Genomic DNA, 15,451 nt, shown 5'->3' with positions numbered 1-15,451 from the left:
AACCATTTTAGAAAGAGGACACAGGATGATCATTGGCGTACCTAAGGAAATCAAAAACCACGAATACCGTGTGGGTATGATCCCAGCTAGCGTGAGAGAACTTATCTCACATGGTCACCAAGTTTTGGTTGAGACCAATGCAGGTGCCGGCATTGGTTTTTCAGACGATGATTACATCGCTGTAGGCGCATCCATTCTTCCTACTGCTACAGACGTTTTTGCGAAAGCAGATATGATTGTAAAAGTAAAAGAACCCCAAGCTGTCGAGAGAGCAATGCTCCGCGAAGGGCAGATTTTATTTACTTATTTACACCTAGCACCAGATTTTCCACAAACTGAAGAGCTAATCAAGAGCAAAGCTGTCTGTATAGCGTATGAGACTGTAACAGATAATATGGGTCGTTTGCCACTGTTAGCACCAATGTCAGAAGTGGCAGGTCGGATGTCTATTCAAGCAGGTGCGCAAACGTTGGAAAAATCACACGGCGGTCGTGGTCTACTACTAGGTGGCGTACCTGGTGTTGAGCCAGCGAAAGTTGTTGTAGTCGGCGGTGGTGTCGTTGGCGCGAACGCAGCTCGTATGGCTGTAGGTCTTCGTGCGGACGTAACAATCCTTGACCGTAATGTAGATACACTGCGTAAACTAGACGAAGAATTCCAAGGTCGCGCTAAAGTGGTTTATTCTACTGAAGACGCTATTGAGAAGCATGTTCTAGAAGCAGACCTAGTGATCGGTGCGGTTCTAATCCCTGGTGCTGCAGCACCTAAATTGGTAACAAAAGAGCACATCGCTAAGATGAAGCCAGGCGCCGCGGTGGTTGACGTTGCTATCGACCAAGGTGGCTGTTTCGAAACTTCTCACGCGACAACGCACGCAGAACCAACTTACATCGTTGACGAAGTGGTTCACTACTGTGTAGCAAACATGCCAGGTGCAGTTGCTCGTACTTCAACATTTGCACTGAACAACGCAACGCTTCCTTACATCGTGAAGCTAGCAAACAAAGGCTACCGTGAAGCACTTCTGGAAGACAAAGGTTTCCTTGAAGGCCTAAACGTTATCCACGGTAAAGTGACTTGCAAAGAAGTTGCTGAGAGCTTTGACCTAGAATACGTTGAACCAGCGCAAGCTATTGCAATGTTCAACTAATGACAAAATAACGCATAAATTGTCACGTTTTGTTTACAAAAGCCCACTGGAAAGTGGGCTTTTTTGCATAGAGCATTTAGCTATAAAAAAGATCTAAATCTTATAAGCGCAAATTAAAATGTTTCGAGGTGTGACAGATTTAGCGCAAAACTCTGCCAATCTAACACGATAACCACGTTCTTCAAGATAAAGTGCTTTGTCTAAAGCGAGCCAAATCTCCAACGGACGTTGAAATACCAACTGGACCAGACTCAAACGCTCCATTTGCCAAAAGCGCTGTTCGCTTAACTTTTCAAAATGATCGAAGTCGATTTCTTGAGAAAGATCGATGCCCTTCTGCTCCGCTGCCCAGCGACATAACGATTCAAAACCATCACTTAATTGCGACTTACGAATACTCGGCACAGGCTGATACTCTGCCATCCCCAAAACTTGTCGCGTGATCAAATCAAACCCAAGACGGAACATCATTTCCTGCTGACGATGGCGTCGTACGCGTTCACCACCAGTGACGGTTTGCTGCAGCGGAATACGCAGTTCTTGCTTAGATAATGAGAGAGAAGAAGCCCTACCCTGCACCGACATCGGCTGATATTGCTCAGACTGAATCAAGTGATAACAACAAGGCGAGATTGTCATCGCGGCAATACCGTTTTCACTACCGTATTGCATCAAGCGAACATGAAGATCACCGCAGGCATGAAGGGCAACTGCGTGTTGCGTTGGCTTAAACACCGCTTTCGCTTTGCTATCGAACGCGTCGCCTTGAATAAACGTCATCTTCCAATGATGCTCATTGGCTGCTTGTTGCCCCGAATCGCACAACGCTTGTTGGTATTCAAAACTGGTGACAGGCTGATCGGTTTGTGTGGTCAGAATTCGCCCTAAATAACCTTTGCCTGAGCACCACTCTAACCATTCATCACCATGATGAAGCTGAATCGCAGCTTCACCCATCGAACTAATTTGCTCTAACTTACGACCGGGAATGCCGTTATCTAAACCACGAACGAGTTCCAAGCCTTTTAAAGCTAGCGGTTCTAAGCGAGTGAGTTCTGAAAGTTGTTCAAGTTCAGGCAAAAACGGACTAAGTGCTTTTAAGGCAAGTTCCGGTTCCGCTTTGTATTCTTCAATCTGAGAGGGAGAAAGAGACGCTAACCACTGGCACAGCTGAGGATGCTGCGCTTGCCAAGGTAATGATGCGTGAATGCTGCTTTTAAAAGGCTCGAATCGCCACAAAGATTGGTTTTCGATTAAGCAGTCATTAATAAATTGAAATTGCGTTTTCATAGCTCCCCCTACAACGAGCGCATTGTAGAGGGAATCGAAACATCAATGAAGTGTTATCTGACCGGAAGCTCGATGTCTTTAAACATCTCTTCAATTTCGGTGTTTGATTTAAGCGAGATCGCTTGCTCTACAACCGGACGAGTTAAATGCGGTGCAAAACGCTCCATAAAGTCGAACATGTAAGAGCGAAGGAAGGTACCACGACGGAAGCCAATGCTCGTTGTGCTCGCGCCAAACAAGTGGCTTGCATCAATCGCGACTAAATCGCTGTCTTGGTCTTCATCAACTGCCATGCTCGCAATCACACCAACACCAATGCCCATACGGACGTAAGTTTTAATCACGTCAGCATCCGTTGCAGTAAACACAACGCGTGGTGTTAAACCTTCACGGTTAAATGCGGTATCCAACTCCGAACGGCCTGTAAAGCCGAATACATAAGTCACTAGCGGATAAGCGGCTAAATCGTGGATAGTTACGCGGTCTTTCTTCGCTAATGGGTGGTCTTTTGGTACCACGATAGAACGATTCCAGTGGTAACAAGGCAGCATGATGGCATCTTGGTATAGATGAAGTGCTTCGGTCGCAATCGCGAAGTTTGCCGTACCTTTGGCAATCGCTTCAGACATTTGCGAAGGCGTACCTTGGTGCATGTGCAGCGATACTTTCGGGTAACGTGCCGTAAAGCCTTTGATCACGTCAGGAAGAGCATAGCGTGCTTGGGTATGTGTGGTCGAAATGTTCAGTGTGCCCATCTCAGGGTGAGTATGCTCCCCTGCTACGGCTTTGATGCTTTCAACACGCGCTAGAATCTCTTGAGAAATTCGCACGATCTCTTCACCGGCGGGTGTCACCTGCGTTAAGTGTTTACCACTTCGTTCGAAGATCTGAATACCCAGCTCATCTTCCAATAGACGGACTTGTTTACTGATGCCCGGCTGAGAAGTGTATAGGCTTTCTGCTGTCGCAGACACATTCAGATTATGGTTCACAACCTCAACAATGTACTTCAGTTGTTGCAGTTTCATCGTAATCCCTTACTCATTGATTGAGATAATAACGTCATACTTATCTAGTCTACTCGCCCGAGTAGATATAATGATTAGTTATAACGTGTTAGCAACTAAATGAACAGTAATTTCTAACTTATAGCTCAAGCTCATAGCGGTTTACTCACCTTATCTAAATATGCATGGAGTTGAACCTTCAAAATTCGCTTTTTTAATCAGCTCACCGCATTCTTCACTTAAATCCACAGGAAAACGTGTTTGGAGCAAAATAATCAAATAAATAGGGTGCCGAGAAAGATAAGATTCATGTATTCTTGAACGCTGGATACAGAAAAGTAACAAGTAGTAGAAGCAAAGATATGAATACTGGTTTAATAATCGCTTTGGTAGTCATCCTACTGGTACTGATCCTTGGCTACAACATCATGTTGCAGTACAAGGTCAAAGTAGAGACAGCGAAAAGGCAAGAGTCTGCTCGCTACGTGGCACTGATTGACGGTACAGAAGAGCTGATTGGACACGCTCATCATATTCCTTTCAGCAAGGACTTACTGCTGTGTCTTAACAATCGTATTCTTGATGCACTTGAAAGCATGCGCGACCTTGATCCAAAGAACAAGCAGCTTGTGCAGCGCATCGAAAACATGAAGCAGCAAATTGCTCAATTGAATGAGAGCAGTGCAAACGGTGAAAGCACCACATTCAAGATGCCAAGCAGCGATAAACAAGCCATTGTAATGTTAAAGCTCGTGAAACGTCTTCGTGATGCGGTTCGTAACGAGCACAACAAAGGCCGTTTAGATACGCAAACTTACGTAACTGAAAACGCGCGTCTTGAAACGATGCAAATTCGCATCAACATCGAGAACGTGATTAAGCGTGCGAATGACTCTATTGCTCGCGGTCAACCGGGAACCGCTCTGCAACTGCTTCGTAAAGGCATTGATGCGTTAAGCACCAAAAATGATGCTTACTCGATTCAAGCAAAACAAAAGCTCGAAGAAATGCTTGGTGACTTGGATAAGAAACGCCAGGACAAGAATGAAGCAGAAATGCAGCAAATTGCCGACAAAGAACGCGACAGTGATATGGATGCGCTCTTCGGCGAGAAGAAAAAGTGGTAAACTCCGCTTAAGCTTTCCGCCCTATCCGATTAAAGGCTGCGTTTGCAGCCTTTTTTGTGTCTTCTTGATTGAATAGACATTGGCCGGATAAACCAAAATTGAATGTAAAGTACTAAAAATTAAAATGATTAATCTCGACGCCTATCAGGACCTTCTTGCTCCAATTAACCAATTCTTGCAATGCAGCACCCCAGATGAATGGGTTGAGGAAGCAAAGAAGCCTGAAAACCTTCCAACCATTTTATTAGACCACCTACTGTGCGAACTCAAAGCGGGCCAGTCGGCAATGTTCCTGATCCGTAAATACGCAGTAGACCAAGCAAGCTCACATGCCCTACTCGATTGGTTCAAACCATACGAGGACTTTGCCTACCGTAAGACAGGCTCACTAGAGACGCTTAAAGGCAAGAGCAACATTTCAAAAGCCATCATCGCTAAATCAGATTCGCCGTACAGCCAAGATCTTATCGACAAGATGGTTCTGCTGATCAAAGAAGAGTTGCACCACTTCTACCAAGTGCTAGAAATCATGGAAAGCCGTGGCGTGGAATACAAAAACATTCCAGCAAGCCGCTATGCAAAAACGCTGATTTCGAACATGAAAACACATGAGCCAGAAACCTTGATTGATAAGCTCATCATCGGTGCCTACATAGAAGCTCGCTCATGTGAACGTTTTGCGAAGCTGGCTCCACACATGGACGAAGACATCGCGAAGTTCTATGTTTCTCTACTTCGCTCAGAGGCTCGTCATTACCAAGACTACCTAGTCCTTGCAGAACAAATCGCGGGTAAAGACATTAGCGAGCGCGTTGCAGAGTTTGGACGCATCGAAGCTGAACTGATTTCAACGCCAGACGAAGATTTCAAATTCCACAGTGGTATTCCTGCTTAAATCTAATCGCCTTAAGCAAGAAGCAAGAAGCAAGAAGCAAGACAATCTAATCACTCGGTTTTCTCTTAGTGCTTAAAGTCGAAAATAAAAAAATCCCACAGTAGCGATACTGTGGGATTTTTCATAGAGAGTCGTTAACTGTGGTTAGCTTTTCGCGTTAGCTAACTTTGGGCTTTTAGGCCCTCGTGCTGCGTTCACCAATAGAACACCCACCGAGAGAACAATCGCACCACACAAGATAAACAGTAGTCGACCTGATGGTTCGTTTGGAATCAGAGCCATCGCTAGGATACCGAAGCCCGCTACGCTGATAAGCTTACCAAGCATGCCACGCTGTTTTGTATCTAGGTTCTGCTGCTCTTCGCTGTCAGCCACAAGTGGCGTGTTCCAGTTCTCGAACAATTGGTCCACTTCTTTCTCACGCTCAGGCGATAGACCTTTGTAAAAACGTGTTGTCAGTAGGAAGAAACCACCAGTGAAGACAACGTGTGCCGCTAAGCTCAAGCCAACTTTCAGGTCAGCCCACTCACGTCCTGTAAACGCTTGCTCTAGACCGAATAGGCGTTCTACGTCCTCTGCTTGTAGTGAGATACCGAAGATGTAAGAAACAAAGCCACCAACAACCAGTGTTGCCCAACCAGCCCAGTCCGGCGTCTTACGAATCCACATACCAAGTAGTACAGGAATCAACATTGGGAAGCCAATCAATGCGCCCACGTTCAGTACGATATCGAACAGGCTCAAGTGACGTAGTGAGTTAATGAACAAACCGATACCAATAATGATGAAGCCCATCACGATAGTCGTTGCTTTACTCACGATAACCAGCTCTTTTTGTGACGCTTGTGGACGCACAATTGGGCTGTAGAAGTTCATCACGAAGATACCCGCGTTACGGTTTAGACCAGAGTCCATTGAAGACATGGTCGCCGCAAACATTGCTGACATCAAAAGACCCACCATACCTGCTGGCATTACGTTTTGTACGAATGCTAGGTAAGCTGCATCACCACCAACTGAGCCGTATTGCTCTGCGAAATCAGGCATAAATGCCGCAACGTACCAAGGTGGTAGGAACCAAATGATAGGACCGACAATCATCAGCACACATGCAAGACCTGCTGCTTTACGTGCGTTTTCACTGTCTTTTGCACATAGGTAGCGGTAAGCGTTGATGCTGTTGTTCATTACACCGAACTGTTTAACAAAGATGAACACTACCCAAAGGATAAAGATACTGACGTAGTTCAGGTTGTTACCCAGCATGAAGTCGCCGTGGAAGTTCGACACAATGTTGCCAATACCGCCACCGTGGAAGTATGCCGCCACCGCACAAGTGATCGTCACTGCCATGATAACCAACATCTGCATAAAGTCAGATGCAACAACCGCCCAAGAGCCGCCCGTTACCGCCATTAGCATTAGCACTAAACCAGTAACGATGATGGTCGCTTCCATAGGAATGTTGAAGACCGCTGCCACGAAAATCGCAAGACCATTCAACCAAATACCGGCCGAGATCAAGCTGTCTGGCATACCAGCCCAAGTGAAGAACTGCTCTGAAGTCTTACCAAAACGTTGACGAATTGCTTCAATCGCCGTCACTACACGTAGTTGGCGGAACTTTGGAGCAAAGTAGAGGTAGTTCATGAAGTAGCCAAATGCGTTGGCTAAGAATAGGATTACAACAACGAAACCGTCGTTGAACGCGCGTCCTGCGGCACCTGTAAACGTCCATGCTGAAAATTGCGTCATGAAGGCGGTAGCACCTACCATCCACCATAACATCTTACCGCCCCCTCGGAAGTAGTCACTGGTTGAGGTAGTGAACTTACGGAACATCCAACCAATTGCAACTAAGAAGAAGAAGTAGGCAAGAACAACAAGAGTATCAATAGTCATTTTTTCAGCCTTTCAAGTTTGATCATTTTCTAACGCCTAGACTACTCTGTTCATTATTTTATTTGTACTACAATAAGCTTTAATTGTGATCTGGAACATAAGTTATTTCATTGAAAAATTGGCGAGAAATCCTTTGTTTTATTGGGCTATTGGCATTCTAAGTCAGAATCTCTGCCACTCAACAAACAATTATATTGTAATACAAATAATCTATTGCAAATTCATTAAAGTATGGAATATTTTTCTTCTTCACGCTTTGTCGGAAGATCAAAAATGCGCGGTATTTCTTTGAGGGAAACGTAATGAGATGTTTCAAAAGGATTGAGCTATCAGTGGGGAGTAGATGAATGAAAAGCAAGATCCCCGACTCGCTCCTTCGTCACTCTCGAGGATGACGCGAGAAAAATTCAGTGCTTTCCATTTCCACCTCCCGAACCTAATACATCACATATCATTGCTACTCCCTCTACTCCTTCCCGTCATTTCCTAGAAGGAGAAACGACTGAGTAGGAAATCTCTTTTCATCACAAATTACCAAGTCGTTCCTTTGATGGGTCAAATCACTATTGAAGTTTCTTCTTTGGCTCTCTGAGATCCCCGACTCGCTCCTTCGTCGCTCTCGAGGATGACGCGAGGAAAATTCAGCGCTTTCCATTTCCACCTCCCGAAGCCAATGCATCACCTCTCATTTTTCATCCCTATTCCTTCCCGTCATTTCCTAGAAGGAGGAACGACTGAGTAGGAAATCTCTTTTCACCGCCAAGTACCAAGTCGTTACTTTGATGAGTCAAATCACTGTTGAAGTTTCTTATTTGGCTCTCTGAGATCCCCGACTCGCTCCTTCGTCGCTCTCGAGGGTGACGCGAGGAAAATTCAACGCTTTCCATTTCTACTTTTCAAATCTCGCTTCTCGATTCTAATCTCTCGTTTGTTTTTCTCGTATCTCGACTCTCCAATCTCGCCTCTTTCAAACTTTCAAACAAAAAAAGCGAGCCCTGAGGCTCGCTTTTCATTCTTTCGCTAGTTTTATCGGGGTGTTACGACACTTATGCTACGTGAGCTACTGCGTCGCGAACCAATGTACCTAGTTCATCCCACTTACCTTCATCGATAAGTTTTGTTGGCACCATCCAAGTACCGCCACATGCCAGTACTGAAGGGATAGACAAGTACTCGTCCACGTTACCTAGGCTCACGCCACCTGTTGGCATGAATTTCACTGGGTAAACCGCCGTTAGTGCTTTAAGCATACCAACACCGCCAGATGGCTCAGCAGGGAAGAACTTAAGTGTACGCAGACCCATTTCCATCGCTTGCTCAACAAGACTTGGGTTGTTTACGCCAGGTACGATAGCCACGCCTTTGTCTAGGCAGTATTGAACCGTGCGAGGGTTAAAACCAGGGCTTACGATAAAGTCCACACCAGCTTCGATCGCTTGGTCAACTTGGTCGTTAGTTAGGATCGTACCTGCACCGATCAGCATTTCTGGGAACTCAGCGCGCATAGCACGAATCGCTTCTGCAGCACACTCTGTGCGGAACGTGATCTCTGCGCAAGGCATACCGTTTTCAACCAAAGTGCGACCTAGAGCAATCGCATCTTCTGCTTTGTTGATGGCAATAACAGGAATTACTTTTAGGTTTGCTAGTTGTTCGTTTAATGTCGTCATAAGAGTGTACTCGTCGTCGTTAACTTGAGTTCAATAAATCACTGCGGAGCGCCGATTACTCAACGCTCCGCAAAAGAATTACAAAGGAAGATCTGGCATCACTTCACGTGGAATGATGGCACCTTTATGTTGAATTACCGCGCCAGCCATACAGTGGCCAGAGTAAGCCGATTCCGCAGCATTGCCGCCAGTCAAACGCTTCGCCAAGAAGCCTGCACTGAAAGAATCACCAGCCGCTGTGGTATCAATCACGTTGTCGACTTTGTTTGGCGCCACGTATTGCGCTTCGCCATTCGCCACAACCAAGCAATCTTTGCTACCACGTTTGATGATGATTTCATCCACGCCCAGTGCAGAGGTTCTCTCGATGCACTGTTCTAGATGCTCGTCACCGTAAAGCATTTGCTCATCTTCAAATGTGAGCAGTGCGATATCTGTGTGCTTAAGGATCTTAAGATACCAAGACATGGCACTCTCGCGGCTTTCCCACAATTTAGGACGGTAGTTGTTATCGAAAATAACCTTACCACCTTGTGCCTTGAAGCGCTCAAGGAAGCCAAACAGTTGCGTCTTACCTTCTTCAGTAAGGATCGCTAATGTAATACCGCTCAAGTAAACCGCATCGTACGAGTAAAGTTTGTCGACTAATAGCGGAGACTCATTTTGTTCGAATAGGAACTTAGCGGCCGCTTCGTTACGCCAGTAGTGGAAGTAACGTTCGCCAGTTTCATCGGTTTCGATGTAGTAGATACCTGGTTGCTTTTCTTTAACGGAAAGAACGAGGCTAGTATCGATGCCCTCTTCTTGCCATGCTGATAGCATTTCTTGGCTAAAAGGATCGTTACCTAGAGCCGTTACATAGCTGGTTTTGATGTCGTGAGCTTTGGTCAAACGAGATAAATACAGTGCGGTATTCAACGTATCACCACCAAATGACTGCTTTAGCTGACCTTCCTTTTTCTGTAGCTCAACCATACATTCGCCAATGACCGCGATGTTTAATGATTTCATGTTGTCACCTTAGCAACTGAGGTTGCGCTATAGATTATTTTAAGAAGTCTTCACGAGCTGGGTTGAAGATATCTAGAAGAATGCTGTCTTGCTCTAGTGCAACCGCACCGTGCATCATGTGCTTACGAGCAAAGTATGCGTCGCCTTCTTTTAGTACTTTCTTCTCGCCTTCGATTTCCGCTTCAAAGCTGCCACGTACTACGTAACCGATTTGATCATGGATTTCGTGAGTATGCGGAGCGCCAATCGCACCTTTATCAAAACATAGGTGAACCGCCATTAGGTCATCTGTGTAAGCAACAATTTTACGTTTGATACCGCCGCCTAGCTCTTCCCACGGGTTCTCATCTAATACAAAGAAAGAATTCATCGTCATACTCCTAAAAAGTCTCTATTAAAGCGAACCCTACGGCACTTCATTCTTAACCATGCTTTATTAAAAGGTCCTCTTAAAAAAGCGTCGTATTGATAAAAGTGAAACGCGAAGCGAAAGGGTCTGCTGTCGAATTGGTAACGAGCATATCCGATCTATTTTAATTGTCATACAATATATCTAAAAATATGTGATATTCATCAAACGGCGCTCGTTAAAGCATTCCACTTAACGATTGATAACGCCGAAACATCAGTCACAATAAGAATTACCACAACAATATAAATCAATGAGTTAGCTAAATTCGCGTGATTTCACTCTCCCTTTTTGCCACAAAAACTACACCCAAACTTAATATTGTATTACTTTATAGAAAGTTTAAGAAAACAACACACTTCATCTGAGGGTGGTAAAGAAATGACTACACAACCGATTTTGTTGACTGAAGCAGAAGTCGAACTACTAAGAAAGGAAGTCGGAAAGCCGAGCTTAATGGGCAAATCCATTGAAGCGAATCGTAAGGAACTTGAAGCCTTCATGCGTCTGCCTCTAGACGTACCAGGTCACGGCGAAGCGGGTGGCTACGAGCACAACCGCCACAAACAAAACTATACCTACATGAACTTAGCGGGTCGCTTGTTCTTGATCACTCAAGAAGAAAAGTACGCGCAGTTCGTTAAAGATCTTCTCGCTATCTATGCAGAGAAGTACCTAACTTTTGATTTCCACGTACAGAAAAACACTAACCCAACAGGTCGTCTTTTCCACCAGATCCTTAATGAACACTGTTGGTTAATGTTTACTAGCCTTGCTTACTCTTGCGTGGCATCAGTAATGACAGAAGAAGAGCGCACAGCCGTTGTTGAGCGCATTTTCGAACCAATGCTAGACATGTTCACAGTGAAATACGCACACGATTTCGACCGTATTCACAATCACGGTATCTGGGCAGTTGCGGCTGTTGGTATTTGTGGTCTAGCCATTGGCAAACCTGAATATCTAGAGATGTCGGTATACGGTCAAGACCGTGATGATACTGGTGGCTTCCTAGCGCAAATCTCGCAACTGTTCGCCCCTTCTGGTTACTACATGGAAGGTCCGTACTACCATCGTTATGCGATTCGTCCAACTTGTGTATTTGCAGAAGTAGTACACCGTCACATGCCTGAAGTAGACATCTACAACTACAAAGACAAAGTGATTGGCAACACAGTACAAGCGATGCTGGCAACGGCCTACCCGAATGGTGAGTTCCCTGCCCTAAACGATGCATCTCGTACCATGAGCATTACAGACATGGGCGTTCAAGTTGCAGTGAGCGTTTACAGCAAGCACTACGGCTTGGATGACAACATCCTAGGCATGGCGAAGATTCAAAACGCAGTTTGGATGCACCCATGTGGTCTTGAGCTTTCTCAAGCTTACGATAAAGCCATCGCAGACCGTGAAATCGGCATGCCTTTCTGGCCAAGTGTGGAACTTAACGAAGGTCCAACTGGTAACAACGGTGCACAAGGCTTTATCCGTATGCAGGATAAAACCGGTGATGTGTCACAGCTTGTGATGAACTACGGCCAACACGGCATGGGACATGGTAACTTCGATACGCTTGGCATTACCTTCTTCAACCGTGGTCAAGAAGTACTGCGTGAATACGGTTTCTGTCGCTGGGTAAACGTAGAGCCTAAATTCGGCGGTCGTTACCTAGACGAAAACAAATCGTACGCACGTCAAACTATCGCGCATAACGCGGTAACGATTGATGAGCAATGTCAGAATGGTTTCGATGTAGACCGCGCTGATTCAGTACACGGTTTGCCTCACTTCTTCAAAGTAGAAGGCACTGAAATCAACGGTATGAGCGCGTTTGCTAACGACCATTACCCGAACACAGACATGCAGCGCAGTGTGTTCATGCTTAACCTAGATGAGCTTGAAGCACCGCTATTGCTAGACCTTTACCGCATCGAAGGTGAAGGTGAGCATCAGTACGACTACTCTCATCAATACGATGGTCAAATCGTACGTACTAACTTCGATTACCAAAGCTTTGGTGAACTGAACACGCTTGGCGATGACTTCGGTTACCAACACCTTTGGAAAGTAGCAGGCGGCAAAGTGCAAGATACGGCGCTGGTTAGCTGGCTACAAAACAACACCTACTACACTTGGTTAGGCACAAGCAGCAGCGCGAAACAGAACGGCGATAATGAAGTAATCTTCACTCGCACTGGCGCTAATGATCCAAGCTTTAACCTACGTAGCGAACCGGCATTCATTCTACGCAGCAAGGGCGAATCGACGCTATTTGCTTCTGTGCTAGAAACACACGGCTACTTCAACGAAGAGTTTGAGCAGTCGGTGAATGCACGTGGTCAGGTGAAAGATATCCGCGTCGTGGGTTACAACGCCGTTGGCAGCATCGTAGAAATCACGACTGAAAAATCACTGGTTACTGTGATGATCAGCAATGTTCTAGGCGCTGACGACCAAACCCCACACCAAGTAGAAATGAACGGTAAAACCTACAGCTGGAATGGCTTCTACTCTCTAGAAGTGAATGCATTCGGGCAGGAGAAATAATAATGAGCTACCAAACCCAGTCTTACCAACCGCTATTAATGAACTTTGAAGAAGCGGCAGAACTAAGCAAAGCACTTGGCACGGATAGCCTATTAGGAAATGCACTAGCACGTGACATCAAACAAACTGACGCTTACATGGCCGAGGTCGGCATTGAAGTTCCAGGTCACGGCGAAGGCGGCGGTTACGAGCACAACCGCCACAAGCAAAACTACATCCACATTGATCTAGCGGGTCGCCTATTCCTTATCACTGGCGAACAGAAATACCGCGATTACATCGTGGACATGCTAACGGCTTACGCGAAGGTTTACCCGACGCTAGAAAGCAACACCAGCCGTGACTCTAACCCTCCGGGTAAGATCTTCCACCAAACTCTGAACGAGAACATGTGGATGCTATACGCCTCTTGTGCGTACAGCTGCATTTACCACACATTGGAAGAAGAGCAAAAAACACTGATTGAAAACGACCTGTTCAAACAAATGATTGAGCTGTTCGTAGTCACTTACGGTCACGACTTTGACATCGTACACAACCACGGTCTGTGGGCTGTAGCAGCAGTCGGTATCTGTGGTTACGCAATTAACGATCAAGATGCAGTAGACAAAGCGCTTTACGGCTTGAAACTGGATAAAGTTAGCGGCGGCTTCCTAGCTCAGTTAGACCAACTGTTCTCGCCAGACGGCTACTACATGGAAGGTCCTTACTACCACCGTTTCTCGCTGCGTCCAATCTACCTATTTGCAGAAGCGATTGAACGTCGCCAGCCTGAGCTTGGTATTTACGAGTTCAACGACTCGGTCATCAAGACCACGTCTTACGCAGTATTTAAGACGGCATTCCCAGATGGTACTTTGCCAGCACTGAACGATTCATCGAAGACGATTTCGATCAATGATGAAGGCGTAATCATGGCAACGTCAGTATGTTTCCACCGTTACGAGCAGTCTGAAACGCTACTTGGTATGGCAGACCACCAGCAAGACGTTTGGGTTCATATCTCAGGCAAAACATTGTCTGACGCGGTTGCAGCCGCAGACAACATCAAACCATTCAACTGGGGTAGCCTATTCGTAACTGACGGTCCAGAAGGTGAAAAAGGCGGCGTAAGCATTCTTCGTCACCGTGACGAGCAAGACGATGACACCATGGCGCTTATCTGGTTTGGTCAGCACGGCAGCGATCACCAGTACCACTCAGCGCTAGACCACGGTCACTACGATGGTCTTCACCTGAGCGTGTTTAACCGCGGTCATGAAGTGCTGCACGATTACGGCTTTGGTCGCTGGGTAAACGTTGAGCCTAAATTTGGCGGTCGTTACATCCCAGAGAACAAGTCTTACTGTAAGCAGACGATCGCCCACAACACAGTAACGGTTGACCAAAAGACGCAAAACAACTTCGACACAGCGCTAGCAGAAACCAAGTTCGGTTCTAAGCACTTCTTCAAAGCTGATGACGAAAAACTGCAAGGCATGAGCGGTCGCATCTCTGGTTACTACAATGGCGTAGACATGCAACGCAGCATTATTCTTGCTGAATTGCCAGAATTCGAAAAACCACTTGTGATTGATGTTTACCGCATCGAAGCAGATCAAGAGCACCAATACGACCTGCCAGTGCACTACTCTGGTCAAATCATCCGTACGGATTTTGAATACGATGTAGAAAGCACGCTACGCCCAATGGGCGAAGACAACGGCTACCAACATCTATGGAATGTAGGTTCAGGCCAAGTTCAAGGCAGCTCGCTTGTTAGTTGGTTGCACGACAACAGCTACTACTCGCTAATCACAAGCGCAACAAACGGCGGCAAAGTGTTCTTCACTCGCACTGGCGCAAATGATCCAGACTTCAACTTGAAGAGCGAACCAGCACTGATCTTACGTCAATCTGGTCAGAACCACGTGTTTGCTTCTGTGCTAGAGACACACGGTTACTTCAACGAGTCTATCGAAGCATCGGTTGGCGCTCGTGGTCTAGTAGAGTCGGTAATCGTCGTTGGCAACAACGAAGTGGGTACCGTGATTCGTCTGCAAACCACAACAGGCAACACTTACCACTTCGCTATCTGCAACCTAGACGAAGACAAACAGAACGCGGCACATCGCGTTGAGTTCGACGGTGTGACTTACACTTGGGAAGGCGCATTCGCACAAATTTAATCTTTAGCTAGTCACTGAAAATTAATGTAAAAATCGGGAACTAATTCAAAGCCGGACGTCATGTTCGGCTTTTTTTCGTCTTCATAAAACCGATCTTCGCTCACAATTATTCATATTGTATAGCTTGTAACCCTCTCTTCTTGAACGACTTTTCTAATCTTTGACACCTACAAAGTGCAATCGCGCTTCCAGATCAACACAGCATGCTAAAGAATTACATTGCAAATAGTTGCGTAAGATCGCTAGTTAACCACAACCAAAATACAGAAGTTCGC

The 15,451-nt window shown here is 45.9% G+C and carries 11 protein-coding genes; 5 read left to right on the top strand and 6 right to left on the bottom strand.

The annotated features are described in order from the left end of the window. Positions 1-25 precede the first annotated feature (25 nt). A complete protein-coding gene (gene ald, locus ATB78_RS05660; RefSeq protein ID WP_061008062.1) occupies positions 26-1,150 on the top strand; it encodes an alanine dehydrogenase in 1,125 nt (374 codons plus the stop codon). Positions 1,151-1,243: 93 nt separating this feature from the next. Here ald and ATB78_RS05655 read toward each other — a convergent pair whose 3' ends face one another. After that, positions 1,244-2,440, bottom strand: a complete 1,197-nt coding sequence (locus ATB78_RS05655; protein WP_061008061.1) for a methyltransferase — start codon at positions 2,438-2,440, stop codon at positions 1,244-1,246. A gap of 53 nt (positions 2,441-2,493) precedes the next feature. Then, positions 2,494-3,468, bottom strand: coding sequence for an HTH-type transcriptional regulator CysB (cysB, locus tag ATB78_RS05650; protein ID WP_005437164.1), 975 nt, complete (start codon positions 3,466-3,468; stop codon positions 2,494-2,496). A gap of 341 nt (positions 3,469-3,809) precedes the next feature. On the opposite strand from cysB, the gene ATB78_RS05645 reads away from it, so the two are divergent. Together ATB78_RS05645 and ATB78_RS05640 are read left to right on the top strand one after the other, a co-directional pair. Next, complete coding sequence (locus ATB78_RS05645) at positions 3,810-4,574, top strand: hypothetical protein (RefSeq protein WP_005437162.1); 765 nt, start codon at positions 3,810-3,812, stop codon at positions 4,572-4,574. 124 nt (positions 4,575-4,698) lie between these two features. Continuing rightward, a complete protein-coding gene (locus ATB78_RS05640; RefSeq protein WP_005437159.1) occupies positions 4,699-5,469 on the top strand; it encodes a tRNA isopentenyl-2-thiomethyl-A-37 hydroxylase MiaE in 771 nt (256 codons plus the stop codon). A 144-nt stretch (positions 5,470-5,613) separates the two neighbouring features. On the opposite strand, the gene ATB78_RS05635 is transcribed toward ATB78_RS05640, so the two are convergent. The 4 genes from ATB78_RS05635 to ATB78_RS05615 form a co-directional block, all read right to left on the bottom strand. Continuing rightward, the gene (locus ATB78_RS05635) at positions 5,614-7,371 is read right to left on the bottom strand and encodes a sodium:solute symporter family protein (RefSeq protein ID WP_061008060.1); all 1,758 of its coding nucleotides are present in this window, start codon (positions 7,369-7,371) and stop codon (positions 5,614-5,616) included. Positions 7,372-8,417: 1,046 nt separating this feature from the next. Beyond that, on the bottom strand, positions 8,418-9,041 hold the full coding sequence (locus ATB78_RS05625; RefSeq protein ID WP_061008058.1) for a bifunctional 4-hydroxy-2-oxoglutarate aldolase/2-dehydro-3-deoxy-phosphogluconate aldolase: 624 nt from the start codon (positions 9,039-9,041) through the stop codon (positions 8,418-8,420). A 78-nt stretch (positions 9,042-9,119) separates the two neighbouring features. Then, the gene (locus ATB78_RS05620) at positions 9,120-10,052 is read right to left on the bottom strand and encodes a sugar kinase (RefSeq protein WP_061008057.1); all 933 of its coding nucleotides are present in this window, start codon (positions 10,050-10,052) and stop codon (positions 9,120-9,122) included. A 34-nt stretch (positions 10,053-10,086) separates the two neighbouring features. Next, positions 10,087-10,422, bottom strand: a complete 336-nt coding sequence (locus tag ATB78_RS05615; protein ID WP_005450851.1) for a cupin domain-containing protein — start codon at positions 10,420-10,422, stop codon at positions 10,087-10,089. Between the two features lie 420 nt (positions 10,423-10,842). Between ATB78_RS05615 and ATB78_RS05610 the strand changes: the two genes are divergently transcribed. Both ATB78_RS05610 and ATB78_RS05605 read left to right on the top strand, forming a co-directional pair. Continuing rightward, positions 10,843-13,008, top strand: coding sequence for a heparinase II/III family protein (locus ATB78_RS05610; protein WP_061008056.1), 2,166 nt, complete (start codon positions 10,843-10,845; stop codon positions 13,006-13,008). A gap of 2 nt (positions 13,009-13,010) precedes the next feature. After that, positions 13,011-15,176 (top strand): heparinase II/III family protein, encoded by a 2,166-nt coding sequence (locus ATB78_RS05605; protein ID WP_061008055.1) that lies wholly within the window; start codon positions 13,011-13,013, stop codon positions 15,174-15,176. Positions 15,177-15,451 lie beyond the last annotated feature (275 nt).

The organism is Vibrio sp. CUB2 (assembly GCF_001557945.1).
GTDB classification, from domain to species: domain Bacteria; phylum Pseudomonadota; class Gammaproteobacteria; order Enterobacterales; family Vibrionaceae; genus Vibrio; species Vibrio owensii.
This window is presented reverse-complemented; position numbering and strand designations above follow the sequence as displayed.

Coding starts and splice junctions, on each gene's coding strand:
- ald (WP_061008062.1), top strand. CDS start 26: ATGATCATTGGCGTACCTAAGGAAATCAAAAACCACGAATACCGTGTG.
- ATB78_RS05615 (WP_005450851.1), bottom strand. CDS start 10,422: ATGAATTCTTTCTTTGTATTAGATGAGAACCCGTGGGAAGAGCTAGGC.
- ATB78_RS05610 (WP_061008056.1), top strand. CDS start 10,843: ATGACTACACAACCGATTTTGTTGACTGAAGCAGAAGTCGAACTACTA.
- ATB78_RS05655 (WP_061008061.1), bottom strand. CDS start 2,440: ATGAAAACGCAATTTCAATTTATTAATGACTGCTTAATCGAAAACCAA.
- ATB78_RS05640 (WP_005437159.1), top strand. CDS start 4,699: ATGATTAATCTCGACGCCTATCAGGACCTTCTTGCTCCAATTAACCAA.
- ATB78_RS05645 (WP_005437162.1), top strand. CDS start 3,810: ATGAATACTGGTTTAATAATCGCTTTGGTAGTCATCCTACTGGTACTG.
- ATB78_RS05625 (WP_061008058.1), bottom strand. CDS start 9,041: ATGACGACATTAAACGAACAACTAGCAAACCTAAAAGTAATTCCTGTT.
- cysB (WP_005437164.1), bottom strand. CDS start 3,468: ATGAAACTGCAACAACTGAAGTACATTGTTGAGGTTGTGAACCATAAT.
- ATB78_RS05605 (WP_061008055.1), top strand. CDS start 13,011: ATGAGCTACCAAACCCAGTCTTACCAACCGCTATTAATGAACTTTGAA.
- ATB78_RS05635 (WP_061008060.1), bottom strand. CDS start 7,371: ATGACTATTGATACTCTTGTTGTTCTTGCCTACTTCTTCTTCTTAGTT.
- ATB78_RS05620 (WP_061008057.1), bottom strand. CDS start 10,052: ATGAAATCATTAAACATCGCGGTCATTGGCGAATGTATGGTTGAGCTA.